23 protein-coding genes are annotated in these 25,050 nt (G+C 70.3%); 6 read left to right on the top strand and 17 right to left on the bottom strand.

Translation table 11 applies throughout. The features are described 5' to 3' along the window. Positions 1–26: 26 nt before the first annotated feature. Positions 27–551, bottom strand: a complete 525-nt coding sequence (locus ACGFY5_RS34940; RefSeq protein ID WP_392727000.1) for a winged helix-turn-helix transcriptional regulator — start codon at positions 549–551, stop codon at positions 27–29. Between the two features lie 97 nt (positions 552–648). Between ACGFY5_RS34940 and ACGFY5_RS34935 the strand changes: the two genes are divergently transcribed. After that, a complete protein-coding gene (locus ACGFY5_RS34935) occupies positions 649–2,001 on the top strand; it encodes an MFS transporter (protein ID WP_392727841.1) in 1,353 nt (450 codons plus the stop codon). A gap of 12 nt (positions 2,002–2,013) precedes the next feature. Here the strand turns inward: ACGFY5_RS34935 and ACGFY5_RS34930 are convergent, their stop codons facing one another. Further along, positions 2,014–2,184: a hypothetical protein gene (locus ACGFY5_RS34930; RefSeq protein ID WP_392726998.1), complete on the bottom strand. Its 171-nt coding sequence runs from the start codon at positions 2,182–2,184 to the stop codon at positions 2,014–2,016. A 62-nt stretch (positions 2,185–2,246) separates the two neighbouring features. Here ACGFY5_RS34930 and ACGFY5_RS34925 point away from each other — a divergent pair, with 62 nt between their 5' ends. Further along, a complete protein-coding gene (locus ACGFY5_RS34925; RefSeq protein ID WP_392726995.1) occupies positions 2,247–2,687 on the top strand; it encodes a MarR family winged helix-turn-helix transcriptional regulator in 441 nt (146 codons plus the stop codon). On the opposite strand, the gene ACGFY5_RS34920 is transcribed toward ACGFY5_RS34925, so the two are convergent. Both ACGFY5_RS34920 and ACGFY5_RS34915 read right to left on the bottom strand, forming a co-directional pair. After that, positions 2,684–3,547: a hypothetical protein gene (locus tag ACGFY5_RS34920; RefSeq protein WP_392726992.1), complete on the bottom strand. Its 864-nt coding sequence runs from the start codon at positions 3,545–3,547 to the stop codon at positions 2,684–2,686. The genes ACGFY5_RS34925 and ACGFY5_RS34920 overlap by 4 nt on opposite strands. 141 nt (positions 3,548–3,688) lie before the next feature. Continuing rightward, on the bottom strand, positions 3,689–4,366 hold the full coding sequence (locus ACGFY5_RS34915; RefSeq protein ID WP_392726989.1) for a TetR/AcrR family transcriptional regulator: 678 nt from the start codon (positions 4,364–4,366) through the stop codon (positions 3,689–3,691). Positions 4,367–4,708: 342 nt separating this feature from the next. Here ACGFY5_RS34915 and ACGFY5_RS34910 point away from each other — a divergent pair, with 342 nt between their 5' ends. After that, complete coding sequence (locus ACGFY5_RS34910; RefSeq protein WP_392726986.1) at positions 4,709–6,349, top strand: AMP-binding protein; 1,641 nt, start codon at positions 4,709–4,711, stop codon at positions 6,347–6,349. 80 nt (positions 6,350–6,429) lie between these two features. Here the strand turns inward: ACGFY5_RS34910 and ACGFY5_RS34905 are convergent, their stop codons facing one another. The 4 genes from ACGFY5_RS34905 to ACGFY5_RS34890 form a co-directional block, all read right to left on the bottom strand. Further along, positions 6,430–6,777, bottom strand: coding sequence for a DoxX family protein (locus tag ACGFY5_RS34905; RefSeq protein WP_392726984.1), 348 nt, complete (start codon positions 6,775–6,777; stop codon positions 6,430–6,432). Positions 6,778–6,833: 56 nt separating this feature from the next. Continuing rightward, a complete protein-coding gene (ctaD, locus tag ACGFY5_RS34900) occupies positions 6,834–8,555 on the bottom strand; it encodes a cytochrome c oxidase subunit I (RefSeq protein ID WP_392726982.1) in 1,722 nt (573 codons plus the stop codon). Positions 8,556–8,722: 167 nt separating this feature from the next. Beyond that, on the bottom strand, positions 8,723–10,171 hold the full coding sequence (locus ACGFY5_RS34895) for an amidohydrolase (RefSeq protein WP_392726980.1): 1,449 nt from the start codon (positions 10,169–10,171) through the stop codon (positions 8,723–8,725). Then, positions 10,168–10,584, bottom strand: a complete 417-nt coding sequence (locus ACGFY5_RS34890) for a MarR family winged helix-turn-helix transcriptional regulator (RefSeq protein ID WP_392726978.1) — start codon at positions 10,582–10,584, stop codon at positions 10,168–10,170. The genes ACGFY5_RS34895 and ACGFY5_RS34890 overlap by 4 nt, the downstream gene beginning before the upstream one ends. Positions 10,585–10,664: 80 nt before the next feature. Between ACGFY5_RS34890 and ACGFY5_RS34885 the strand changes: the two genes are divergently transcribed. Further along, positions 10,665–12,455 (top strand): ABC transporter ATP-binding protein, encoded by a 1,791-nt coding sequence (locus ACGFY5_RS34885; protein ID WP_392726977.1) that lies wholly within the window; start codon positions 10,665–10,667, stop codon positions 12,453–12,455. A 36-nt stretch (positions 12,456–12,491) separates the two neighbouring features. Here the strand turns inward: ACGFY5_RS34885 and ACGFY5_RS34880 are convergent, their stop codons facing one another. Genes ACGFY5_RS34880 through ACGFY5_RS34870 form a run of 3 tightly spaced genes read right to left on the bottom strand, consistent with a single transcriptional unit; the run spans position 12,492 to position 16,440 of the window. Further along, entirely contained in the window at positions 12,492–13,784 is a 1,293-nt protein-coding gene (locus ACGFY5_RS34880) for a nitrate/nitrite transporter (RefSeq protein WP_392726976.1), read from the bottom strand. A 38-nt stretch (positions 13,785–13,822) separates the two neighbouring features. Continuing rightward, on the bottom strand, positions 13,823–14,992 hold the full coding sequence (locus tag ACGFY5_RS34875; protein ID WP_392726974.1) for a fructose-specific PTS transporter subunit EIIC: 1,170 nt from the start codon (positions 14,990–14,992) through the stop codon (positions 13,823–13,825). Between the two features lie 26 nt (positions 14,993–15,018). Then, the gene (locus ACGFY5_RS34870) at positions 15,019–16,440 is read right to left on the bottom strand and encodes an MFS transporter (protein WP_392726972.1); all 1,422 of its coding nucleotides are present in this window, start codon (positions 16,438–16,440) and stop codon (positions 15,019–15,021) included. A 215-nt stretch (positions 16,441–16,655) separates the two neighbouring features. Between ACGFY5_RS34870 and ACGFY5_RS34865 the strand changes: the two genes are divergently transcribed. Next, on the top strand, positions 16,656–16,928 hold the full coding sequence (locus ACGFY5_RS34865; protein ID WP_392726970.1) for a hypothetical protein: 273 nt from the start codon (positions 16,656–16,658) through the stop codon (positions 16,926–16,928). Here ACGFY5_RS34865 and ACGFY5_RS34860 read toward each other — a convergent pair. Beyond that, positions 16,913–17,836 carry a PfkB family carbohydrate kinase gene (locus ACGFY5_RS34860; protein WP_392726968.1) on the bottom strand — a complete coding sequence of 308 codons (924 nt, stop codon included), beginning with the start codon at positions 17,834–17,836 and terminating at the stop codon, positions 16,913–16,915. The genes ACGFY5_RS34865 and ACGFY5_RS34860 overlap by 16 nt on opposite strands. A 103-nt stretch (positions 17,837–17,939) precedes the next feature. On the opposite strand from ACGFY5_RS34860, the gene ACGFY5_RS34855 reads away from it, so the two are divergent. Continuing rightward, positions 17,940–19,409: a diguanylate cyclase gene (locus ACGFY5_RS34855; protein ID WP_392726965.1), complete on the top strand. Its 1,470-nt coding sequence runs from the start codon at positions 17,940–17,942 to the stop codon at positions 19,407–19,409. Here the strand turns inward: ACGFY5_RS34855 and ACGFY5_RS34850 are convergent. From ACGFY5_RS34850 to ACGFY5_RS34830, 5 genes are read right to left on the bottom strand one after another with little or no spacing between them, the layout of a single operon-like run. After that, positions 19,406–20,419, bottom strand: a complete 1,014-nt coding sequence (locus ACGFY5_RS34850; protein ID WP_392726963.1) for a Gfo/Idh/MocA family protein — start codon at positions 20,417–20,419, stop codon at positions 19,406–19,408. The two genes, ACGFY5_RS34855 and ACGFY5_RS34850, sit on opposite strands and share 4 nt — an antisense overlap. Then, entirely contained in the window at positions 20,416–21,324 is a 909-nt protein-coding gene (locus ACGFY5_RS34845; protein ID WP_392726960.1) for a sugar phosphate isomerase/epimerase family protein, read from the bottom strand. Before ACGFY5_RS34845 ends, ACGFY5_RS34850 begins: the two co-directional genes overlap by 4 nt. Further along, the gene (iolD, locus tag ACGFY5_RS34840; RefSeq protein ID WP_392726957.1) at positions 21,321–23,189 is read right to left on the bottom strand and encodes a 3D-(3,5/4)-trihydroxycyclohexane-1,2-dione acylhydrolase (decyclizing); all 1,869 of its coding nucleotides are present in this window, start codon (positions 23,187–23,189) and stop codon (positions 21,321–21,323) included. The genes ACGFY5_RS34845 and iolD overlap by 4 nt, the downstream gene beginning before the upstream one ends. Beyond that, complete coding sequence (gene iolB, locus ACGFY5_RS34835; RefSeq protein WP_392726955.1) at positions 23,186–24,031, bottom strand: 5-deoxy-glucuronate isomerase; 846 nt, start codon at positions 24,029–24,031, stop codon at positions 23,186–23,188. Before iolB ends, iolD begins: the two co-directional genes overlap by 4 nt. Continuing rightward, the gene (locus ACGFY5_RS34830; RefSeq protein WP_392726952.1) at positions 24,028–24,924 is read right to left on the bottom strand and encodes a deoxyribose-phosphate aldolase; all 897 of its coding nucleotides are present in this window, start codon (positions 24,922–24,924) and stop codon (positions 24,028–24,030) included. The genes iolB and ACGFY5_RS34830 overlap by 4 nt, the downstream gene beginning before the upstream one ends. Between the last annotated feature and the right edge of the window lie 126 nt (positions 24,925–25,050).

Here is a 25,050-nt window from a genome sequence, read left to right as displayed (position 1 = left end):
AACCGAAAAAGACCGTAGCGGCTTTCTCACGCGAGTTGAAGCGGCTGCAGCAGTCGGTGCGGTTCACGCAGGGCGACGCTGACCCGGTCGGTGCGGAGGAACTTCGTGTCGGGGCCGGGTTCGACCTGCGTATCGGCAGGAGTCACGGTCCTGCCGCAGACGTCGCACGCGACGAATCCGGCCAGGACGCCGCCGCAGCCGACGTGGCGGAAGATGCGCAGCGACTGCGGCGAGTCCAGGTGCCGGTTGCCCCAGGAGGTCAGCTGGAACAACACCGGCCAGAGCTCGGTACCGGCGTCGGTGAGCACGTACTCGTCGCGGGGCGGCGAATCCTGGTAACGCTGCTTCGTCAGCACGCCGGCGTTGACGAGCGTCTCGAGCCGGTCGGCGAGCACGGCACGGGGTGCGTCGAGGTGCGCGAGGAAGTCGCCGAACCGGCGGACGCCGTAGAACGCGTCGCGGATCACGAGCAGCGTCCAGCGTTCGCCGAGGATTTCGAGCGTGCGGGCGAACGTGCAGTTCTGGCCCGAGTAGTCCTTACCGAGTCCCACGACGTCATCGTAGCGCTTCGGTTCGTTCACTGAACCGTGCTGCTCATTACGGTTCGTTCATTGAACTCACTCGGGTATGGTCATCGCCGTGACGACGATGACGGAGGCGCCGACGGGGCGCCGCGAACAACTGGTGCTGGCGGTGGTCAGCGCGGCGACGCTGCTCACACTCGCCGACTACACCGCGCCGGCGGTCGTGCTGCCGACGCTGACCGCGGAACTGCACGCGAGCGCGACGGCCCAGGTCTGGGTGCTCAACGGCATCACGTTCGGGCTGGCCGTGCTCCTGCTCTCGGCCGGCAGCATCGCCGACGACTACGGGCGGCGCCGGGTGTTCGTCGGTGGCGTCGTGGGGCTGGCGCTCGGGATGGCGGCGAGCGCCCTCTCGTCGACGGCATGGGTATTCGTCGGTGCACGTGTCGTGCAGGGAATCGCGGGCGCGGCCATTCTCGCGGCGGGCCTCGGGCTGGTGGCCGATGCGTTCCCGCCCGGGCCGCACCGGGCACGCGCAGCCGCTACCTGGGGATCCATGATCGGGCTGGGGATCGCTGTCGGTCCGTTGCTCGCGATCGCCGGTGGGCACGTCGGCGGCTGGCAGACGTTCTACTGGGTCGCCGCGGTGGTCGGGCTCGTGCTGGCGGGGGCGGCCCGGGCGGTGCTGAGCGAGTCGCGGGCGGCGCGGGCACGCCGGATCGACCTGCCGGGGATCGTGCTGCTCGGGGCAGCGCTGGTCGCGCTGCTGGTCGGGGCCACGAACGGGCGCACCGGGTGGCTGCGGCCGGCCACGGTGCTGCCGATCGTCCTCGCGGTGGTGCTGTTCGGCGTGTTCGCGCTCCGGGAGTCGCGCGCCCGCGAGCCGATGATCGACCTGACCCTGTTCGGCCGGCCGCCGTTCCTCATTGCGACGCTCGGCGCGCTGGCGGCCGGGGTCGCGGTGATCGGGCCGATGACGTTCCTGCCCACCGCGCTGCAGCGGGGGAGCGCGTGGAGCGCGGCGCACACCGCGGTGCTGGCGTTCGTCTGGGCGTTCACGAGTTTCCTCGTGGGGATGGCCGCGCGGCGGATGCGGTCGACCGAGCACGGTGGGCTGGAGCTCGGGGTCGGGTTCGTGCTGTCGGCGGTCGGGAGCGTCGTGGCGCTGGTGGCTGTCGGGCACGCGTGGGGGTGGATGTTGCCCGGGATGGCCGTGGCCGGGATCGGCGCCGGGTTGATCAACGCGACGTTGCCCCGGTTGGCCGTGGGCACGGTGCCGCCGGAGCGGAGCGCGATGGGGTCGGGGGCGAACAACACGGCGCGGTACGTGGGATCGGCGCTCGGGGTGGCGGTGACGGCGTCGCTCGCGCCCACGCGGCCCGGTGAGGCGCTCGTCGTCGGGATCGTGTTGTGCGTGGTTGCCGCGCTGGCCCTGGCGCCCCTCGCGGCCCGGGCCCGCGTCCTTGTCCCGGCTTAGTCTCGTCCCGGCCTAGGCCTTGCGGCGGCGGGCGGCGCGTTCTTCTTCGACGCGCCGCTTCCAGGCCTCGCGCGCTTCGGGGCTGTGGCCCTGGATGGCGCCCTTGACCGTCGGCGGTCCGAAGATCTGGAACAGCCACGCGCCGCGGCGGCGCTCCTTCTTGGGCTTCGGGTCTTCGCTCATGCAACCCACTGTACGCCAACCATTGGTGCACCAATGGTTTGTGCAGCAGGTAGTGTTGCGACATGACCGTTGCCCACGATCCGCTCGCGCTGGACCGACAGGTGTGTTTCGCCCTCGTCGTGGCCTCGCGCACCGTGAACGCGATCTATCGGCCGCTGCTCGAGCCGATGGGGCTGACGCATCCCCAGTACCTGGTGATGCTCGCGCTCTGGGAGCGCGCCCCGCGGTCGGTGCGCGAGCTGAGCGACGTGCTGCAGCTCGACCCGGGGACGCTCTCGCCGCTGCTCAAGCGCCTCGAAAGCGCGGGCTACGTGCGCCGTGAACGCGACAAGAGCGACGAGCGGATGCTCGCGGTGACGCTCACCGACACCGGCGCCGCCCTGCGCGCTCAGGCCGAGCTGATCCCCCCGGCGATCGTCGCCCAACTGGGCATGGACGTCACCGAGCTGGAACAACTCCACGCGTCCCTCACCCGGGTGATCGAAGCCGCCCGCAACGCCTAGTCGGGCGCTGAGGCGCTCACGGAGACGGCCGGGTGGCCGCCGTCGTGGGGGGACGCGGCCAGGAGGGTGACGCCCAGGGCGGCGCCGGCGGCGCAGGCCAGGGCGAGCGCGGTGCCCGGGTAGCCGCCGGTGATCTGGTCACCGAGCAGCAGGATTCCGATGAACGCCGCTGCGATCGGGTTCGCGATCGTGCTCACCGCCAGCGGAGCGCCGAGCCCGTCGCGGTACGACCGCTGGGTGAGCAGCAGCCCCGCGACCGTCAACACGGCCACCGCCGCCCCGGCGATCAGCACGAGCGGCGTCAGCACCGCCGATAATCCCGCGTCGGTGAGGCGCACGGTGATCGTCTGGCTCACCGCCGACGACGTACCGAACGCCACCCCGGCGGCCGCGGCACTCCACAGCAGCGACGCCCGGGGCATCCGGCTGAGCCCCTCCAGCGCGACGAGCACCCCACCGGTCACCACCAGCAACACGACGAGTTGCGTCATCGTGAGCACGCCCCCGGTACCGGCCGAGCCGATCAGCAGCACCAGCCCGACGAGGCCGGCCAGCGTGAACACGATCCCTTTCCACTCGAGCAGCGACACCCGCCGGCGCCACGTGGCCGCCGCCATCGGCACGGCCATCGGGAGCGTCAACACCCCGAGCGCCTGGATCAGCGAGAGCGGCCCGGCACGCAGCGCAGCCAGGTGCAGGATCGCCGCCACCCCGTTGAGCGCGGTCGCGATCCACCACCGTGGGTTCTTCGCCAGCCCGCTGACCGGTAACTCCGCGAGCCGCTCCTGCACGACGGCCGCCGATGCGTAAGCAACTGACGACAGCAGCGCCAGCGCGATGCCGATCACTACGTTGCTCACCGTGCTCCCCGTCGTCGTCAGTGAATTAGTCGTCGCTGACGGCGGAGACGTTACGGGGATCCGGGCCTTCCGCGCGTGATCCGTGAGTCGTATCTCTGTGTACTGCGAGAGCAGTACGGGGGTCATTCCGCAGTCGGAACGTCATTCCAGCGCGAGTCGACCGCCGGCCACCGCGTCGGGACCACAGTCGACGCCGGGCATCTGCAACCCGTCGAGCAGGATCGCCAGATAGCGCTGCCAGAGCTCGGGCTCGACGTTCTCCGCGTACTCGGTCATGTTGCTCAGCACGAACTGCAGTGCGGGCAGGTCGGACGGCTGCATTTCCGGCGGGACGACGCCCGACTCGCGGGCGCGCTCGACCAGGCGCGTGAGGCCGGGGAGGAGCCGTGTCCGCGCCGTCTCGGCGGCCTGCGTGCCCGTGGACTCGCCCTGGAGCAGCATCCGGAGCCCGGAGTTGCGCTCCTGCATCTGCGCCGACTGGCTGAGGAAACCGAGAAAGCCCAGTAGCGCGTCGGGGTGCTCGGCGGCGTCTTCGGCGGCCGTGGCCAGGTCGCCGAGAGCCTGCTCGAACAGCACCTCGATCAGCTCGTCGCGGGTGGGGAACGCGCGGCGCACGGTGCGGATGCTCAAACCACCGAAGCCGGCGATGTCCTCCAGCGTGACGTCGAGCCCGTAGACGGCGAACACTTCGCGCGCGGTTTCCATGATGCGGGCGCGGTCCCGGTCGGCGTCGCGCTGTGTGCGGCGGACCAGCGCGCCGGACGCGAGGGGCACTGCGGGAAGTCGAGGGTGGGCAACAACCGGAGGCACAGTCTCCATGTGGAGATCTTACCTTCACTTCGTCGGGGCAGCCATTGGAGTGACCGCCGTTACCAGGGACAACGGCTGACGATAGATCGGAGCGCCCGTGGCGGCCAGGCATTTATGAGGCTCGCGACCGCCAAAAACCTTACCCGATTCAGGTGCTTTTCCAAAGGCGAGTTATTGACGGAAAGCCGACCCGAAAAGCGGCCGCTTTTCTGCCCGCCGATCGACAGAATTCACGCACGGTAAACGTCGCTCCGACTGCAATTCCCGGTTTGCTGATATCGGTGCCGGTGGAGCGCGCGAGCGTGAAAGAGTTCCGAAAGAGGCTGTGGCGCAGGTCACCGGGAGGCACCGATGCTGAAGTTACCGTCCTACTCCAGCGGAACCTCAACCGTTCCGCTGCTCGGCGACACGATCGGCGCGAACCTCGACCGCACCGCCGCGCGTGTCGGCGATCACGAAGCGTTGATCGAGTGCGCCACGGGGCGTCGCTACACCTACCCGCAACTGGTCGCGGAAGTCGACGCCTGCGCGCTCGGGCTGGCCGCTCTCGGCGTCACGAAAGGCGACCGGGTGGGCATCTGGGCGCCGAACTGTGCCGAGTGGGTGTTCGTCCAGTACGGCACCGCGAAGATCGGCGCGGTGCTCGTCAACATCAACCCGGCGTACCGCACGCACGAGCTCGCGTACGTGCTGAAGCAGGCGGGCATTTCGGTGCTGATCTCGGCGCCGGAGTTCAAGACCAGCGACTACCGGGCGATGGTCGACCAGGTCCGCGACGACTGCCCCGACCTGACGACGACCATCTTCCTCGGCGACCCGTCGTGGGACGCATTGCTCGACGCCGGGCGCGCCGGCGACCCGAGCACGCTCCCCGACGACCTGGACCCGGACGAGGAGATCAACATCCAGTACACGTCCGGCACCACGGGCTTCCCGAAGGGCGCGACACTCACCCACCACAACCTGCTCAACAACGGGTTCTTCGTGGGGGAGGGCTGCGGTTACACCGAGGACGACCGGGTCTGCATCCCGGTGCCGTACTACCACTGCTTCGGCATGGGCATGGGCAACCTCGGGGCGACGTCGCACGGCGCGACGATGGTGATTCCGGCGCCCGGGTTCGACCCCGCCGCCACGCTGCGCGCCGTGCAGGAGGAGCGCTGCACGTCGCTCTACGGGGTGCCGACGATGTTCATCGCGGAGCTGAGCCTGCCCGACTTCGCGACGTACGACCTGTCCAGCCTGCGCACCGGGATCATGGCCGGGTCGCCGTGCCCGGTCGAGGTGATGAAGCGGGTCGTCGCCGAGATGGGGATGACCGAGGTCACGATCTGCTACGGCATGACCGAGACGTCCCCGGTCTCCACCCAGACCGGTGCGGACGACAGCCTCGACCGGCGCACGTCGACGGTAGGGCGGGTCCATCCGCACCTGGAGATCAAGGTCGTCGACCCCGCCACCGGGCGGACGGTGGCCCGGGGCGAGACCGGCGAGTTCTGCACCCGCGGCTACTCGGTGATGCGCGGGTACTGGAACGAGCCGGAGAAGACCGCCGAGGTGCTCGACGCCGCCGGCTGGATGCACACCGGCGACCTGGCGACGATGGACGACGAGGGGTACGTGAACATCGTCGGGCGGATCAAGGACATGGTGATCCGCGGCGGGGAGAACGTGTATCCGCGGGAGGTGGAGGAGTTCCTCTACACGCATCCCGACGTCGTGGACGCCCAGGTGATCGGGGTGCCGGACGCCCGGTACGGCGAGGAGTTGATGGCGTGGGTGCGGCTGCGGCCCGGTGCTGCGCCGTTGACCGCCGAGTCGCTCCGTGCGTTCTGCACGGGCAAGCTCGCGCACTTCAAGATTCCGCGGTACGTGAAGATCGTGGACGGCTTTCCGATGACGGTCACCGGGAAGATTCGGAAGGTGGAGATGCGGGAGACGGCCGTGACCGAGCTGGGCCTCGAAGCCGAGGCCGCCGCCCGAAACGCGTAGCGCGCGCCGAGCGGCTGGTGCGCCGGGCGGCTGGTGCGCCGGGCGGCTGGTGCGCCGGGCGGCTGGTGCACCGGGCGCGCCTAGGTCGCGGCGAGGTCGAGGACCAGCGTGGCTACGGCCACGCTGGTGAAGACGGCCCAGCCGGCCAGCTTGCGGGAGCCCACCCGCAGGTGGGCGACGAGCGCGCCGGCGAAGTACAGAACCAGGCCGACGGCGGCCAGCGTGCCGAGCCACGGCACCGCGAACCCGACGAGCAGGCCGATCGAGCCCGCAGCCAGCAGGGAGCCCAGGAGCGGCATCCACCAGAGCGGAAGGCGCTTCATCCGGACCATGGCCTTCGGATAGTCATGGCCGATCAGGTACGTGACCGCCGCGGACCCGTCGAGAAACGCGGCGACGATCGTGACCGTGACGTAGGCAGCGAACATGGGCCCTCCCCTGTGGTGGCTCCACAAGGACGAGCGAGCCCTTCCAGACGTGACGGCTACGCGTTGATCGTCGGCTGCTGTTCTTTGGTGATCTCGTCGCCCCAGGGGGCGAGGTGGGGGTATGCGGCGTCGAACGCCGGGCGCTCCGAGCGGATCCGCGGCAGCTTGACGAAGTTGTGCCGCGGCGGCGGGCACGACGTGGCCCACTCCAGCGAGCCGCCGAACCCCCACGGGTCGTCGACGTTCACGACCCGGCCGAGCTTGTACGACTTCCACAGGTTCCACAGGATCGGCAGCGACGAGATCCCGAGCACGAACGCGCCGATCGTGGAGATCGTGTTCAGCGTGGTGAACCCGTCGCTGGCCAGGTAGTCGGCATACCGGCGGGGCATGCCCTCGTTACCGAGCCAGTGCTGCACGAGGAACGTGGTGTGGAACCCGATGAACGTCAACCAGAAGTGCAGCTTGCCGAGACGTTCGTCGAGCATCCGCCCGGTCATCTTCGGGAACCAGTAGTAGATGCCGGCGAACGCGGCGAACACGATCGTGCCGAACAGCACGTAGTGGAAATGCGCGACCACGAAGTACGTGTCGGAGACGTGGAAATCGACGGGCGGACTCGCGAGCAGCACGCCGGTGAGGCCACCGAACAGGAACGTGACGAGGAATCCCACCGAGAACAGCATCGGTGTCTCGAACGTCAACTGGCCGCGCCACATCGTGCCGATCCAGTTGAAGAACTTGATACCGGTGGGCACCGCGATCAAATAGGACAGGAAGCTGAAGAAGGGCAGCAATACCGCGCCGGTGACGAACATGTGGTGCGCCCACACGGTCATCGACAGCGCCGCGATGCCGAGCGTCGCGCCCACCATTCCCTTGTAGCCGAACAACGGTTTGCGGCTGAACGTCGGGATGACCTCGGTGATGATGCCGAAGAACGGTAGGGCGAGGATATAGACCTCGGGATGGCCGAAGAACCAGAACAGGTGCTGCCAGAGGATCGGGCCGCCCGTCGCCGCGTCGTAGACGTGGCCGCCCAGGTGCCGGTCGGCCATGAGGGCCAGGAACGCAGCGGCCAGGATCGGGAACACCATCAGCACGAGGAGGCTGGTGACCAGCATGTTCCAGGTGAAGATCGGCATCCGGAACATGGTCATGCCCGGTGCGCGCATGGTCAGGATCGTCGTCACGATGTTCACGGCGCCCAGGATGGTCCCGAGGCCCGACAGAACGAAGCCCATGATCCACAGGTCGACGCCGGCGCCCGGCGAGTTGATCGAGTCGTTGAGCGGGGCATAGGCGAACCAGCCGAAGTCGGCGGCGCCGCCCGGGGTGAGGAAGCCCGCGAGCACCATCAGACCGCCGAGCGCGAACGCCCAGTAGGCGAACGCGTTCAGGCGGGGGAACGACACGTCGGGCGCGCCGATCTGCAGCGGCACGAGGAAGTTCGCGAACGCGAAGCCCAACGGGGTGCCGAAGAGCAGCAGCATGATCGAGCCGTGCATGGTGAACAGCTGGTTGTACTGCTCGTTGGAGAGGAACTGCAGGCCCGGGCGGGCGAGTTCGGCGCGCATGAGCAGCGCCATGATGCCGGCCGCGGCGAAATAGAAGAACGACGTGACCAGGTACAGGATGCCGATTTGTTTGGCGTCGGTGGTGCGGATGATGCGGCCCAGGGCGCTGCCCTTGACCGAGGCGCGCACGGGCCAGGGCCGGACGACGATCGGCTCCGGCGCCGGTAGCTGCTCTTTGGTGCGCTCCGCCTCGGTGGTCATCGTTGACGCTCCTGTGGTTGGCTCAGCCACACACTTTTACCGCAGGATTCAGCTCACCAGATTCGCCCCGGCCACGCTCCACAATCACCAGATTTCCCGCGCCCGAGCCGTGCACACTTCGGTGGCCTATGACCCCCCAACCCGTGCAACCCTCCCGCGCCGCGCCGTCAGATGGTGAGGTGCGTGGCGCGGCCGGCGACGAAGGTTGCCGCTACGCGCATGTCGCGCAAGTGCGCGGCGACCTCGGACGGATCGCCGATGGCTAGGGGATCGGCTTCCACGAGCACCAGGTCGGCGGGGGAGCCCACGGCCACCGTGGCCTGGCCGTCCACGCTGGCGCGCAAGGCCTGGGCCGGCGTCAGGGACTCGGCCGGGTTCCACGGCTCCCGCGCATCCGCCGAGCGGTGCACCGCTGCCGCCATCGCCAGCCACGGATCCAACGGCGACACCGGCGCATCCGACCCGAGCGCCAATTCGATTCCCGCCGCCAGCATCGACCCGAACGCGTAACACCGATCGACCCGATCCGGCCAGATCTCCGCGGCCACGTCCCGGTCGTCGAGCAGATGCGCCGGCTGAATGCTCGCCCGCAGCCCCAGAAGCGCCATCCGGTCGAAGTCCGCGAACCGCGCGAGCTGCACGTGCTCGACGCCCCCACGCGCACCCGTCGCCTCGAACGCGTCCAGCGCCGTCGTGAGCGCGGCGTCGCCGATCGCGTGCAACGCCACCGCCAGCCCCGACGACTGTGCCCGCCCCAGCAACCGCACCAACTCGTCGAGCGGATAGTTCTGCACGCCGAACCGACCGTCCCCGTACGGCTCACAGCACCGCGCCGTGCGCGAATTGAGCGACCCGTCCGAGATGATCTTCAGCGGCCCCATCGTCGCCAGCCCACCGAGCGCGGACCCGGTCCGCAACCCTGCCGCGATCACGTCCTCGAGCCCCTCGGCGTACGTGGCGGTACGCACGCGCAACCCGTCGAACCCCGCGGCGAACCGCGCCGGCCACGCCCGGAACCCCGACTCGAATTCCATGTCCACGACGCCCACCACACCTCGCGCGGAAGCGTCGGCCACCGCGAGACGGTAGGCGTCGTCGAGGTCCGCGGCGAGTAGTTCCTCCAGGTGGGGCACCAGGTCGAACCAGTCGTTCTCGTCCAGTACTCCCTCTCGCGCGGTCACTCCGAGCCACCGCTGCGCCGCCGAATTGAGCCACCCCGAGTGCACGTCCCCACTGATCAGCACGATCGGAACAGTGCTGCTCACAGCGTCGAGATGAGCAGTTGTCGGTTGCTCTGACCAGGTGGCGGGCCGGAACCCGGCCCCGACCACGACGGCGGACCGGCCGTCGACGTGTTCCCGAACGCGCGCGACCGCCTCCGCCGGACCGGTAGTACCGCCCACATCCAGGCGCAACCGCGCCTGCGCCCACTGCCGGAAGTGCACGTGCTGGTCCCACAGGCCCGGGATCAGCCAGCGACCGTCGGCCTCGATGACCTGCTCCGCCGGCTCCCCGAGCTCAGTGACCTTCCCGTCTTCCATCCGGACGTCAGTCAGGTCACCGGACGTCGCAGCGGTGACCGGGACGAGGCGCACGTTCCTGAGCAGCACGCTCATGTGCGCAGCAGTCCGAGGATGCGGGCGAGTTCGGCCTGGTCGTCGGCGGAGAGCGCGCCGAACATCTTGTCGCCCTCGGTGCGCCGGGCGTCCATGATCGCGGCGCCGACCGTGCGGCCCTGCTCGGTGACCGTGACGAGCGTCGCGCGGCGGTCGCTCGGATCGGCCTGCCGTTCGACGAGTCCGCGGTCCTCGAGCCCGTCGACGACCTCGGTGGTGGATCGGGGCGCGATGCGCAGGTGCTCGGAGAGGGCGGAGAGCCGGATCGCGCCGTGGCGCATGAGCACGCCGAGCGCCCGGAACTGTCCGGGCGTGATGTCCCACGGGTCGAGCGCCTCTTTGGTGAGGTGCCGCAACTGGCGGGCAACCGACCAGAACGCCTCGGACAGGCTCTCGGTGTCGTGCTCGATCACGCGGAATACCGTACCAGGAGGTCTTGTTGTTTCCTCATGTTGAGGTAACCTCAGCATTAGTCGAGCTCGAGGAGATCTACTTGGATACGCCTACTGGCCGCCGTGGCGGCCCTTCGAAACTGTCCGAGGCCGAGAAGGCCCAGGCGCGCAACGTGTCGCTGCGCCGCATCGCCCGATTGTTCTCCACCCACCGCTGGCAACTCGCCGTCGTCACCGCGATCATCGTCGCGTCGTCGATCGTGTCGCTGGCCTCACCTTTCCTGCTGCGCGAGGTCATCGACGTCGCGCTGCCCTCCCAGAACGTGAACCTGCTGGTCTGGCTCGTGATCGGCATGGTCGCCGTCGCGGCCGTGACGTCCGCGTTCGGCGTCGTCCAGACCTGGATCTCGACGACCGTCGGGCAGCAGGTCATGCACCGGCTGCGGACCGAGGTGTTCTCGCACCTCCAGCGCCAGTCGATCGGGTTCTTCACCCGCACGCGCACCGGTGAGGTGCAGTCGCGGATCACCAACGACATCGGCGGCATGCAGACCGTCGTGACGTCGACCGCGACGTCGATCGCCTCGAACCTGACGACGGTGATCGCGACGATGGTCGCGATGCTGGCGCTGTCGTGGCGACTGTCGCTGGTCTCGCTCGTGGTGCTGCCGCCGGCGATCTACCTGACCCGGCGGGTCGCACGGATGCGCCAGGCGATCACCGCCCAGCGCCAGCGTGAGCTCGCCGACCTGAACGTGACGATCGAGGAAGGTCTCTCGGTCAGCGGTGCCCAGCTCGCGAAGACGATGGGTGCCGGTGGGATGCTCGTCGAGCGGTTCAGCGCGTCGTCGTCGCGCCTGATCGACCTGGAGTTGCGCTCCGAGCTGGCCGGTCGCTGGCGGATGGCGACGATGAGCATCATCTTCGCGGCGATTCCCGCGGTGATCTATCTGAGCGCCGGTCTGCCCGGTACGGCCGGGACGTTGAGCATCGGTACGTTGGTCGCTTTCACCGGCTTGCAGGGTGCGCTGTTCCGTCCGCTGACCGGGTTGTTGAACACCGGGGTGTCGGTGGCGGCGTCGTTGGCGCTGTTCGCGCGCATCTTCGAGTATCTGGATCTGCCGGTGGAGGTCGCCGATCCGGTGTCGCCCCGGGCTCTGCCGCAGGCCGACGGGCATGTGCGGTTCGAGGACGTGACGTTCACGTACCCGGGGAACGACGTGGCCGCGGTGGCCGGTGTGTCGCTGGACGTGCCGGCTGGGACGACGCTGGCGCTGGTCGGGGCCACCGGGTCCGGCAAGAGCACGATGGCCGCGCTGATCGCCCGGCTCTACGACCCGACCGGTGGGCGCGTGACGCTCGACGGGGTCGACCTGCGAGATCTGCGGCTGAGTGACCTGTCGTCGATCGTCGGCGTGGTCTCGCAGGAGACGTACCTGCTGCACACGACCGTGCGGGAGAACCTGCGGTACGCGAAGCCCGACGCCACCGATGCCGAGATCGAGGACGCGGCGCGGGCCGCGCAGATCCACGATCTGATCGTCGCGCTGCCGGACGGGTACGACACGATGGTCGGGTCGCGCGGGTACCGGTTCTCCGGCGGGGAGAAGCAGCGCATCGCGATCGCGCGGACGCTGCTGCGTGACCCGCGGGTGCTGGTGCTGGACGAGGCGACGAGTGCGCTCGACAACACGACCGAGCGGGCCGTGCAGATGGCGTTCGACGCTTTGTCGGCCGGTCGCACGACGGTCACCATTGCCCACCGGCTCTCGACCGTGCGGAACGCCGACCAGATCGCCGTGCTCGACCACGGCCGCATCGTCGAGACGGGCACCCACGCGGAGCTGCTGGCCCGAGAAGGCCGCTACGCCACCCTGGCGCTCGCCGCATGAGCGCTCACGGCACGAGCACCGCGCGCTTCGTGCTGTTCAGCTGGGCTGAAACGCGGTGCGGGTGTGAGCCAGGGGATCGAGACGGAGCGCGTGGGCGCGGCCCTTGAGGCGATAGCGCACGATCTGCACGGCACCGAGCCCCCACAGCACGTACTGGAACGACATCGCCCACCGGAACGCGTCAGGCGTGTAATCCGCGGTACCGCCCCCGCTACGCCAGTCGAGAATCGCACCGACCGCGACGACCACCGTGAGGCTCGCGACGAATCCGGCCTGGTTAATGATCCCGGTCGCGCTCGCCAGCCGCTCCACCGGATTCGACGTCCGACCCAGATCGAACCCGATCATCGACCCCGGCCCACCGAGCCCGATGACGACGACCAGCAACACCAGCACCGCAAGCGGCGCCCGCCCCGGCCACCCCAGCACGAGCGTCCACGCCGACACGATCGCCCCGACCACCACCAACGCGATCGTCGACCGCTGCCACGGGTAGCGCGCAGTGAGCCACCCCATCACCGGACCGGCCGCGATCAGCGACAACACCATCAACGTGATCAACACCGACGCGACGTTCGGCGAGAGCCCCTCCCCCTTCACCAGGAACGGGAACCCCCACAGCAGCGCGAACATCGTCTGGCTGAACTGCGTCGTGAAGTGCACCCAGAATCCCAGCCGGGTACCCGGCTGCTGCCAGGACGTCGCGAGGCTGGTGCGGATCGCGCCGAACGACAGCGACGGACCGCGCAGCGTGCGCGTACCCGGCTCGTCGTGCAGGAACAGCAACCCGGCGATCGCGGTCGCCAGCCCCAGCGACGCGGCGATCCCGTACGCCCAGGTCCACCCGAGGTTGCCCAGCGCCCAGGTCATCGGCACCGCGGCGAGAATCGCGCCGAGCTGCCCGGTGACGCCGGTGAGCTGTGTGACCAGCGGCACGCGCCGGGGCGCGAACCACACGTTCACCAGGCGCAGCACGCAGATGAACGTCATCGCGTCACCGATGCCGACGAACGTGCGGGCGAGCAGCGCGGCGCCGTACGAGTCGGCCAGCGCGAACCCGGCCTGACCGACGGTCAGCACCGCCGCACCGGTGAGCAGCACCGTCCGGGAGCCGAACCGGTCGACGAGCAGCCCGACCGGGATCTGCATCGCGGCGTACACCAGCAGCTGCAGCATCGTGAACGTGGCGAGCTGCGCCGCGGTGATGTCGAAACGTTCGGTGGCGACGAGGCCGGCTACGGCGAGGGAGGAGCGGTGGAAGACGGCGACGAAGTAGGTGGAGAGGCCGACCAGCCAGACGATCCAGGCACCTCGAGCCTGATTCGACACAGAACGTTCCTTTCTGGGTGCGGAGGGGTGGGCGCATCTCACGATGCGCTCTCTGAATCGATCAGCTCGGAGCGCCCCCCGGTCGTTCCCGGGGTGCGTTTGGCCCGCGTCACACTTTTGGTGACGATCACCGCGGCGCAGGTCAGCGCGGTGCCGACAGCGATCGCTGTGAGGAATGCGACGACGTGCCCGACGCTGAAAAGCGCGAGGACACCGCCGTGCGGGGCGCTCACCGTGGCGTGCGTGCCGAGCGCGACGGCACCGGCGGTCGCGGAACCGAGCACCGCGGCCGGGACGACGCGCGCCGGGTCGGCGACCGCGTAGGGGATCGCACCCTCGGTGATGAAGAGCGCGCCGAGCGCGGAGGCGGTGGGGGCGTGGGAGCGTTCCTCATCGCTGAAGAGGCGGGGTCGGATGCGGGTGGCGAGCGCCAGGGCGAGTGGGGCGCACATGCCCGCGGCCATGACCGCCGCCATCGCGGCGCCCGACTGCGCGACGGCCGGGGTGGCGCCGGTCGGGGTGATGGCGATCGGGGCGGCTGCCGGGGTGAGCACGGTGTTGGCGAGGGGGGTGGTCAGGCCGGTGGCGGCGAAGGTGTAGGCGACCTTGTTGACGGGGCCGCCGAGGTCGATGGCTGTCATCGCGCCGAGGACGGTGCCGAGGAGGATCGCGGAGGAGCCGTCCAGGCCGCCGAGCCAGCCGGTGAGTGTGCGGGTCGCTGCGGCGAGGGGCGGGCCGAGGATGCCGAGCATGAGTCCGCCGGTGACGAGCGTGGCGACGACCGGCAGCGCGACGATCGCGACCGGTCCGTGCGTCCACTGCGGGGTGCGGAGGCGACTGAGCGCGGCCGCGACGAGCCCGGCCACGAGGCCCCCGACGAGTCCGCCGAGGAACCCTGCGCCCACCGCCGAGGCGGCGACGCCCGACGTCAGACCGGGCACCAGCCCGGGACGCCCGGCCAGCGCATAGGCGACGGCGGCCGCCAGCACCGGCGCGAGCAGGCCGAACGCGAGCGTGCCCACGGAGAAGGCGAGTGTGCCGGTGCGCTGCAGGGGGCTGAAGGGGGCGCCGGTGACGGTGTCACCGGCGAGCAGGAGCCCCAGTGCCTGGAGGATTCCGCCGGCCGCGACGAACGGGATGGCATAACTGACGCCGACGAGCAGTGCCCGGCGGATCGGGAGCGCGTGCTCCCGGAACGGTGTGGTCACGAATTCGCTCCGAACGGTGCGAAGGGTCATCGAACGAGAAACTCCAGCCCGGGATAGGCCCGAACCTCCGGCGCGCCACCCGCCGCGCCCGCCGGGCGTACGGGGCGTGGGCGGGATTGGTCGGTGGTCAGGGCGCGGTCGGAGGCGTCCAGTAGGAGGGAGAGGTCGCCCACTGCGGCGCCGAGGCGGTCGGCGGTGAGGGTGGCGCCGGCTCGGGCGCGGGAGCGTAGGGCGGTGGCGACCGTCGTGGCGTCCGGAAGTTCCACCGCCACCACGACGGAGAGAACCGCGGCGACCAGCGCCAGGGCGGTGATCGTGGAGAGCGCGGCCGGTAGGCCGGCGTGGGCGGCTAGGAACCCGACGACGGGCGGGCCGCCGAGCAGGCCGCTGTAGCCGACCGTGGAGGCCAGCCCGACGGCGCGTGGGCCCCCGACGAGCCCGGCTCGTCCGATGACGAGCGGGAACACGTTCGCGAGCCCGACGCCGACGAGTACGAAACCGCCGATGGCGACGAGTTGGTTCGCGGCATGGGCCGCGCCGGTCGCGCCGATCGCGGCGGCGACCGACCCGGCGACGAGGACGCGCGTGTCGCCGAACCGGATCACCCAGCGGGCTCCGGCGAGTCGCCCGCAACCCATGGCGAGGCAGAAGGCCGCGTAGCCGGCGGCTGCGACGCCCGGGGTGGCGTGGAGCGTTTCGCGCAGGTGGAGCGCGCCCCAGTCGGACAGCGCCCCCTCGGCGAACGCGGTACTTCCCGCAACCGCCCCCAGCAGCACCACCAAAACCACCGGCCCCCGCCCCTCATGTACCTCGGGACTGGGTCGAGGGGCGTCGGGGATGAAGTCGAGGGCTCGCAGGGTGGGGCGGATCGCGAGGGCTAGCGCCGCGGCTGCTGTGGCGATCAGGGCGAAGTGGGTGGGGACGGGGAGGAAGGTGGAGGCCAGGCCTCCCAGGAGGGCTCCGGTCAGGCCGCCGAAGCTGAACAGGGCGTGCAGGGCCGACATCACCGGGCGGTGCTGCTGCCTGCCCAGCCCCACGCCGAGGCTGTTCGCGGCGACGTTCGCGGCTCCGGTGGCCGCACCGAACACGGTGAGCGCCACGCACAGCGCGCCGAAGCTCGTGCAGAACCCGGGCGGTACGAGCGACAGCGCGACGAGCGCACCAGCGATCCCGCCCACCCGGCCGGCGCCGAAGCGTGCGCACCAGGTGCCGGTGAGGCGCATGCTGACGAGCGCTCCCAGCGAGACGCAGAAGAGGGCGGTGCCCAGTGCGGCGTGGGTCGCGCCGACCCGGTCCGCCACGTCAGGGACGCGGGCGGCCCAGGTGCCGAAGATCGCGCCGTCCAGCGCGAAGAGGGTGGCGACAGCGAGGTACTGCCGCCGGGGAGACGGCGTGCGGTTCGGGCGCGCGGACGCACGCGAACGCACTGCCGACGAGGCAGCGGTCACGATGAGGAGACCCTTCGAAGTGCAGCGGCCCCGGCCGGCGGTGCGAGCGCAGTCTGCGACTCGGCGGGGCGGGATCAGCCGGACTCCGACGTCCAAGCTCTTCTGACTCGATTAAGAATGCTCGTGGTCACCCGGTGGGGTCAAATTCTTGCGCTGTGTACTGAGTCACGGCGTGTCGGGGCTCGTTGCACCCTGAACCGTGTTCGCTCGAGTGCATGGGGCATGCGACGAAGCCGATGATCATCGGGATCAGTTCTCCGACGAACATCATCACCAGGCAGATCGACGGCGCCGCGCTCGCCGGGCCGCCGCGGCACGACGTGCTGGTGATGCAGCACTACACCGCCCGCCTCGACGTCACGGTGTGCGACGTCCGGGACGAGGCGGACGCGGGCGATCCCACGTTCCACCTCGTGCACGAATCGCAGGAGGTCGTGGCCGCTCCCGACGTCGCCGACTGGATAGTGAGCCGCTACCCCTCCGGCTGACCCATCTCGTCGCGCCTGGGGGCGGTGGCGGAGCCGGGGTACTGGACGGCGATGGCGGCTGCGTGGACGGCGGCGGTCAGGGCGTCGTCCATGGACGAGCCGGAGACCAGGCGGGCCAGCAGGACGCCGGTGTGGATGTCGCCGGCGCCGGTCGTGTCGACGGCCGGAACGACCGGAGCCGGCACCGTCACCACCCGCGACCCGAGCGGACCACCGGTCGCCACGCACCCGTCCGCGCCCTCGCGGACGACGACCAGGACCCCCGGCGCTGCCGGGACCGCGCCCAGCAACGCAGCGCCCGACGCCGACGAGCCACTCAGCAGCCGGGCCTCGCGCTGGTTCACGGTCAGCAGGTCCAGCCGCGCCGCCACCCGGTCCCACCGGTAGGCAGGCACCTCGAGCACGAGCGGCCCCGGGTCCAGCGCCACCAGCACCCCGGACTCCAGCGACGTCAGCCAATCCGCCAGCACCGGCCCACTGCCGGGATACGCCAGGTCGTACCCGGAGACGACAACCGCGTCCCCGGCAACCGGCTTGATCGCCGTCAGATCCTCCGGCGTCAGCGCGGACTCCACCCCTGCGTTCGTCACGAACGTCCGCTCGCCGTCCGGCTCCACCAGCGCCACCGCGAATCCGGAGTCTCCGTGCGTGCGCGGTAACGCGGTGATCGGGATGCCTTCCGCCGCCAGCGCGGCCCGGATCACGTCGCCGTACTGGCCGACGCCGATCGGCGCCGCGTGCACGCAGCGGACGCCCTGCCGCGCCACCGCCGACGCGAGGTTGAAGCCACCACCCGCGTGAATCCGGGTTCCGGTGGCGACGACGTCGCCGCCCCGCTCGGGCAGCGCGGGGACGTCGATGGCGACGTCGACCAGGGCGCTCTCCAGCGAGTACACGGTCGGTTCCACCAGCCCAACCGTACTGATCGCCGGGCGGCAACGCTCAGATCGGTGCGTTCGCGCCCGATGTGATTTCCGAGGCTCCCGTCTGCGGTTAGAGGAGTTGCGGGAGGTGAGTGTGGGGGACTTCCGACGGGTCGCCGCTGTGGTGCTCGCGGTGGTCGGAGTCCTCTTCGGCGTTTACCTGGCCGGCGACGAGTGGGCGCGCGCCTCGGTGGTGCTCGTCGCCGACGGCGGAGCCGCTGTGCTGGTGCTGATCGGCGCGGTACGTCACCACCCGGCCGGACCGTTGCCGTGGTTGCTGCTGGCCGGTGCGCAGTCGTTCGCGGTGATCGCCGACAGCCTGTTCTACGGTGGCTTCCTGTTCGACCGGGCGTGGAGCTTTCCCGGCCCGCCGGATCTGTTCTTCCTCGCGCGGTATCCGCTGTGGTTCGCCGCGGCCCTGATCTGGGCGCACCGGTCCAACCGCCGGGCCGGCTCGCGACCGCGGATCGACGTGACGCTCATCGATGTCGCGATCATCGTGGTCGCGGCCGCGTTGCTGTCCTGGATCTTCGTGATCACGCCGCTCACGGCCGGCGCGCCCGACATGACGATGCTCGCTCTCAACGCGGCGTACCCGGTCGGTGACCTGATCCTGCTGGCGGTCGGCATGCGGATCTGGTTCGGGGGTGGGCAGCGGAGCCCGGCGCTCGGGCTGCTCGGTGCGTTCGCCGCGTTCTGGCTGTGTGCGGACACCTGGTATTTGTTCAGTCTTGCGAACGGGACCTTCCGGACGCTCGGGTTCACCGAGCTGGTCTGGATCGCGGCCGCGGTCATGGTGTCCGCTGCTGCGTTGCATCCGTCGATGACGACGGTCGGCCGGCCGTCGGCGGACGGGCACCGGTTCGGCACCGGTAAGCGGCTGGTGCTGCTCGGGGGAGTGTCGCTGCTGGCGCCGGCGGCGCAGTTGGTGCAGTACCTGCGGAACGACGAGTTGCACGTGCCGATCGTCACCGCCACGTGCGCGATCCTGTTCGTACTGGTGATGCTGCGGATGAGTCTGCTGCTCGGTGAGCAGCGGCGGATCGCTATCACCGACACCTTGACCGACCTGCGGACGCGGCGCTTTTTCGAGGAGCACCTCGCGTTGGAGTTCGAGCGCTCGTCGCGGTTCGGTAGTGCGATGGGGGTGTTGCTGGTCGACATCGATCACTTCAAGACCGTGAACGACCGGTACGGGCACAAGGCGGGGGACACCGTGCTGCGGGAAGTCGCGCGCCGTCTGCGGAACTGCGCTCGCGCGGGTGACGTCGTCGCGCGGTACGGGGGCGAGGAGTTCGCGCTGCTCGTGGCGCCGACCGATCGGGCCGGCGCGGCGCGGCTCGGGGAGCGTCTGCGCGACGCGGTCGGTGGGGAGTCGTTCACGCTCGACGATCGGACCGAGTTGCTGGTCACCGCCTCGATCGGCGTCGCCCTGCTACCTGACCACGCGGCGACGCCCGACGAGCTCACGGTCCGTGCGGACCAGTGCCTGTACCGCGCCAAGAACGCCGGACGCAACCGCGTGGTCGTAGCGGGTGAACTCCCGATCAACCGTTAAGCCGCCGCGCGGACCGGGCGCGCGTCGAGGTGTACCGGAACCCGTTCGCCCGTGCGGACGGCTTCCACGCCTGCTGCGCAGACGGCAACCGCGGCGTAGCCGTCCCAGGTACCCGGGCCGTCGACCGTGCCCCGCCGTGCCGCCCGCACCCACCGGTGCAACTCGGTGTCGTACGCCGTCGCGAACCGTTCGATGAAGCCGCCGGTCTGCAGCCGCCCCCGCACCCCGTCCGCCCGCGCCACCAGCGGACCCTGATCGAGCCCGATCATCACGTTCCCGCGCTCGGCGACCAGCTCCGTACGCACCTCGTACGCCACCCGGCTACGCCCCGAGATCTCCACGTCGACCAGCCGCCCCGACTCGGTCTCGAACAACACCAGCATCGGATCGCTCACCCCCGCCGGCGCCTCCCGGGTGGCCCGGGGCCGCTTCACCGTGACCGCGACGATCTCCTCGTCGAGCAGGAATCGCGCCACGTCGGCCTCGTGCACCACCGAGTCACGCATCATCATCTCGGAGTTGAACGCGTCCGACTGCGCGGGATTGCGGTGCACGCAGTGCAGCAGCAGCGGGGCTCCCAGCTCGCCCGACGCCACCAGCGAACGCAGCGCCGCGTACTCGGCGTCGAACCGGCGCATGAACCCGAGCTGCACCAGCGGTGCCGGCAGCAGCGACTCCCGCTCGACGATCCGGTACGCGGTGTCAGCGGCGAGAGTCAGCGGCTTCTCGCAGAGCACCGGGATCCGCCGGTCGAGACACGCCAGCACCTGCTGCTCGTGCGCGAACCCCGGCGACGCGATCACGACGGCATCCACGTCGTCGGCGTTGATCGCCGCGAGCGGATCCGCCTCCACCCGGGCACCCACCGCGTCGGCCACGCCCTCGGCGCGTTCGCTGTCCGCGTCGGACACCACGGTCACCCGGGCGTGCGCGACGCGCTCCGCGAGCGCCAGTGCGTGGTACCCGCCCATCACCCCGACGCCGAGCACGGCGACTCGCAAAGCACTCACGATGGAGCTCCCAGGGAGATCGGCGCGCCGCTGCAGCCGGACAGGTACGTGTGGGTGCGCCGCGCGATCGGCAGCGGACGCTCCGGCTCGCAGGGGTACATGTCCTGCTCGACGATCGCGTACAGGTCGCGGTCGAGCGTCCCGACCGCGTCGAGCACCGCGCCCAGGTCGGGCACGCCGTTCGGCGGCTCGCACATCACGCCGCGCCGCACCGCCTCGGGGAACACCAGGTCCTCGGCCTCGACCTGCTTGGCGATCTCCGGGTCCACCTGCTTGAGGTGCAGGTAGCCGATCCGCTCCGGGTAGCGTCGGATGAGATCCAGGCTGTCGCCGCCGTAGTAGGCCACGTGCCCGGTGTCCAGGCACAGGTTGACGTAGGCCGGGTCGGTGTCGGCGAGGAACCGCTCGATGTCGCGCTGGTGCCCGATGTGGCTGTCGGCGTGCGAGTGGAACTGCAGCTTGAGCCCGTACTCGTCCATGATCCGCCGACCGAGTTCCGTGGTCCCCTCGGTCAGCCGAGACCACTGCGCGGACGTCAGCGTCGGGCTTTCGAGGTTCTCGCCGGTCTTGTGGTGCCGGTACAGGTCCGGAATGACGACGATGTGCTGCCCGCCGACCGCGCGCGTCAGCGACGCCACATCGGTGACCTGCTGCCACACCGCGTCCCAGGAGTCCGGACGGTGCAGCGCGGAGAACACCGTGCCGGCCGAAACCCGCAAACCGTGCGCCGACAGCGCCTCCTGCAGCGCGACCGGGTCCTTCGGGAGATAGCCGTAGGGACCCAGTTCGATCCAGTCGTAGCCGGCGGCCTTCACCTCGCCGAGGAAGCGGTCGGCCGGGGTCTGGGCGGGGTCGTCGGCGAACCAGACGCCCCACGAGTCGGGCGCGGATCCAATGGTGATCATGAGGCCTCCGTAGGGCGTAGGAAGGGGCGCTGGGCGGCCTTGTGCTCGGCGTACGTCTCATATGCCGAGCGCGTCGAGTCGAGCGTCGACACCTCGCTGACCGGCACGTCCCACCAGGCCCCGGTGTCGGGCGCGCCGTTGGCGAACGGATCGGTCTCGACGTGGATCAACGTGCTGGCGGGAGAGGCCTTCGCGGCGGTGATCGCGGCCTCCAATTCCTCCCGGGAAGCGACCCGCACGACCGGCATCCCGAGGCTCGCGGCGTTGGCGGCAAGGTCCACGGGCAGCAGGTCGCCGTCGAGGCGACCGGTCTTCGTCCGGTAGCGGTAGCGGGTGCCGAACCGCTGGGAGCCCAGCGATTCCGACAGTGCGCCGATCGACGCGAACCCGTGGTTCTGCACCAGCACCACGACGACCTTGAGGCCCTCCTGGAGTGCGGTGACCAGTTCGGTCGCCATCATCAGGTACGAGCCGTCGCCGACGAGCACGAACACGTCCCGGTCGGGGCAGGCGAGGGCCACGCCGAGGCCGCCGGCGATCTCGTAACCCATGCAGGAGTACCCGTACTCGACGTGGTAGCCCTTCGGGTCGCGCGTCTGCCAGAGTTTGTGCAGGTCACCCGGCATGGAACCGGCGGCGCAGACGACGACGTCCCGGGGGTCGGAGAGGTCGTTGACCGCGCCGATGACCGCGCTCTGGGTGAGTTCGTCCGCGTCGTAGGCGGCACGTACCGTCGCGTTCCACTCCGCGTCGAGGCGCGTGTACTCCGCCCGGTACGCGGGATCCACCGCGTAGTCGACAGTCAGCGCCTCCAGGAACGTCCGCGCGTCCGCGCGAACTGCCCACCCCGCGTGCTTCACCGCGTCGATCGGTGCCACGTTCACGTTCACGAAATCGACGTCGGGCGCGGCGAACGCCGTGCGGCTGGCCGTCGTGAAGTCGGAGTACCGCGTGCCGATGCCGATCACGAGGTCGGCCTCGGCGGCGATCGTGTTCGCGGCGGTCGTGCCGGTGGAGCCGATCGCGCCGAGGCACTGCTCGTGATCGAACGGCAGGGCGCCCTTGCCGGCCTGGGTGAGACCGACCGGGATGCCGGTGGCCTCGCAGAACGCGGCCAGTGCGTCGTTCGCGCCGGAGTAGCCGACGCCGCCGCCCGCGACGATCAGGGGACGTCGCGCGTTCCGGATCAGCGCCGCTGCGTGCGCGAGGTCGGCGGGCTCCGGTACGGGCCGGGCGACCCGCCAGACGCGGTGCGCGAAGAGCTCGTCCGGCCAGTCGTGAGCCTGCGCCTGGACGTCCTGCGGGAAGCAGACGGTCACCGCGCCGGTCTCGGCCGGGTCGGTGAGCACACGCATCGCCGAGAGCAATGCGCTGGGGAGCTGCTCGGGCCGGTGGACCCGGTCGAAGTACTTCGACACCGGCCGGAACGCGTCGTTGACAGTGACGTCGCCGGACCAGGGCACTTCGAGTTCCTGCAGCAGGGGAGCAGCGCTGCGGTCGGCGAACGTGTCGGCGGGCAGCAGGAGCACCGGCAGGCGGTTGACGGTCGCGAGCGCGGCGCCGGTGACCATGTTGGTGGCGCCCGGGCCGATGCTGGTGGTGACCGCGTAGGTCTGCAGGCGGTCCTTCATGCGGGCGTAGGCGACAGCGGAGTGCACCATCGCCTGCTCGTTGCGGCCGAGGACGTACGGCATTTGCTCGGGGTCGTCGAGCTCCGCCTGGAGCAGCGCCTGGCCGAGGCCGGCGACGTTGCCGTGGCCGAAGATGCCGAAACAGCCGGCGATCAGTCGCTGCTGCACACCGTCACGTTCGGTGTACTGCGCAGCGAGGAACCGGACGGTGGCCTGCGCCACGGTGAGCCTCATCGCCTGCCCTCCAGACGGGGATCGATCCTCTGGTCGGCCCAGGTGCCGCGCACCCAGGTGTGGTCCGGGTGGTCGGAGATCAGCCAGGCGCGCTCGTCGCCCGGGCCGGCCATCACGTTGAGGTAGTACATGTCGAAGCCGGGGGCGGCGATGCACGGGCCGTGCCAGCCGTAGGGGACCAGGGCGGTGTCCCGGTCGCGGACCTCGGCGAGAACGTCGATCTCGCCGGCGTCCGAGGAACTCGTGCGGTGGTAGCCGAAGCCCGGTTCGCCGGCCGGGCCCGCCGCGATCTCGAAGTAGTAGATCTCTTCGAGTTCGGACTCGGAGTCGGTGGCCTCGTCGTGTTTGTGGGCGGGATAGCTCGACCAGTTGCCGGCCGGGGTGACGACCTCGCACGCGATCAGCGCGCCGGTCTCGAACGCGTCGACAGTGCCGAAGTTGCGGACGAGCCGGCTGGAGGAGCCCGCACCGCGCAACTCGACGGGAACGCCGTTTGCCGGGCCGTACCGGAACGGCAGTACCGTGTCCGTGCGAGCCCCGCACAACGCCACCCGGCCATCCACCTCGAGCCGCACGGTGGCACCGACCGGAACGTAGGCGAAGTCGGTCGGCCCGGCAAAGACGTTCTCACGGCCTTCGAGCCGGAACGATTCCTCGCCGACGGTGACGGTCGCACCGCCCTCGAGCGGGACCACGAGGAACTCTTCCGGCCCGGTCTCGATCGTCCGGGACGTGCTGAGTACGCGGAGGGACGAGTAGGCCCACCCCGCGTTCTCCGGGGTGACCTGCACGTCGTAGCCGTCGGCGGCGGCCGTGCCCGCGGGGCGGAACCAGTTGGTCATGCGGCGGTCCTCACCAGCGACACGGCGGTGTCCACCGCGCTGACGACGTCGTCGTCGGGGGGATAGAGCAGCGCGCGCCCCACGACCAGGCCACGCACCGACGGGAGCGCGAGCGCCTTGGCCCACTCGGCGTACGTCTCGTCGGGGTGCGCGGTGGGGTCGCCGCCGAGCAGCAGCGTGGGCAGCGTGGTCGACGCCATGACCCGCGCCATGTCCCGCACGACCGGCAACTTCATCCACGTGTACGCGCTGGACGCGCCGAGCCCCTGGGCGATGTGGACCGCCCGGATCACGGCCTCGGGGGAGAGGTCGTTGACGACCTTGCCGTCGACCCGGTTGGACAGGAACGGCTCGACCATCGCGATCAGCCCGGCCCGGCTCAACTCCGTGATCGTCCGCGCGCAGGTCTCCAGCGTGGCGGCGGAGGCCGGGTCCTCCAGATCGACGCGGAGCAGCATCTTCGCGCCGTTGAACCCGGACTCGAGCACCGTCCGGACGTCGTAGGCGGTCATCCGGTCGTCGATCTCGAACGCGCTGCCGGCCAGCCCGCCGCGGTTCATCGACGCGACGACGACCTTGTCCTCCAGCGCGCCGAGAAGCAGCAGGTCCTCGAGGACGTCCGCGGTGGCGAGCAGCCCGTCGACGCCCGGCCGGTCGAGCGCCGTGCGGACGCGGGCCAGCATGTCGCCGCGGTCGGCCATCGCGTTCGCGTGTCCCCGGACCCCCAGCGCGCCGCGGGCGGGATGATCACAGGCGATGAGCATGAGCCGACCATCGGCGGGAAGCGTAGGGCGGGTGCGACGAGCTGCCAGCAGTGTGGCGATCCGGCCGGGCTCACGTGCCCTGATCTCGGTGACTTCGGAGAGGCTGTCGGCGAAAGCGCTGTGGACCATGCTGCCTCCGTCGCGGTGGGCGTGCCGCGGGAACGCGGCGTCGGTGCCGCTGAAAACGCTAGGACGCCAGCCGGAATGGCGTCAAGACTTTGTTAGGACATCAGATCCTGTTGACACGGGCTGTGG

This window comes from Cryptosporangium sp. NPDC048952 (assembly GCF_043197895.1).
In the GTDB taxonomy this organism is placed as follows: domain Bacteria; phylum Actinomycetota; class Actinomycetes; order Mycobacteriales; family Cryptosporangiaceae; genus Cryptosporangium.
The sequence above is the reverse complement of the archived record's forward strand: the minus strand, read 5'-3'. Positions and strand labels throughout refer to the sequence as shown.

Coding starts and splice junctions, on each gene's coding strand:
- iolD (WP_392726957.1), bottom strand. CDS start 23,189: ATGAGGCTCACCGTGGCGCAGGCCACCGTCCGGTTCCTCGCTGCGCAG.
- ACGFY5_RS34895 (WP_392726980.1), bottom strand. CDS start 10,171: ATGAGCGTGCTGCTCAGGAACGTGCGCCTCGTCCCGGTCACCGCTGCG.
- ACGFY5_RS34905 (WP_392726984.1), bottom strand. CDS start 6,777: ATGTTCGCTGCCTACGTCACGGTCACGATCGTCGCCGCGTTTCTCGAC.
- ACGFY5_RS34865 (WP_392726970.1), top strand. CDS start 16,656: ATGGGGCATGCGACGAAGCCGATGATCATCGGGATCAGTTCTCCGACG.
- iolB (WP_392726955.1), bottom strand. CDS start 24,031: ATGACCAACTGGTTCCGCCCCGCGGGCACGGCCGCCGCCGACGGCTAC.
- ACGFY5_RS34915 (WP_392726989.1), bottom strand. CDS start 4,366: ATGGAGACTGTGCCTCCGGTTGTTGCCCACCCTCGACTTCCCGCAGTG.
- ACGFY5_RS34925 (WP_392726995.1), top strand. CDS start 2,247: ATGACCGTTGCCCACGATCCGCTCGCGCTGGACCGACAGGTGTGTTTC.
- ACGFY5_RS34845 (WP_392726960.1), bottom strand. CDS start 21,324: ATGATCACCATTGGATCCGCGCCCGACTCGTGGGGCGTCTGGTTCGCC.
- ACGFY5_RS34930 (WP_392726998.1), bottom strand. CDS start 2,184: ATGAGCGAAGACCCGAAGCCCAAGAAGGAGCGCCGCCGCGGCGCGTGG.
- ctaD (WP_392726982.1), bottom strand. CDS start 8,555: ATGACCACCGAGGCGGAGCGCACCAAAGAGCAGCTACCGGCGCCGGAG.
- ACGFY5_RS34830 (WP_392726952.1), bottom strand. CDS start 24,924: ATGGTCCACAGCGCTTTCGCCGACAGCCTCTCCGAAGTCACCGAGATC.
- ACGFY5_RS34935 (WP_392727841.1), top strand. CDS start 649: ATGACGGAGGCGCCGACGGGGCGCCGCGAACAACTGGTGCTGGCGGTG.
- ACGFY5_RS34910 (WP_392726986.1), top strand. CDS start 4,709: ATGCTGAAGTTACCGTCCTACTCCAGCGGAACCTCAACCGTTCCGCTG.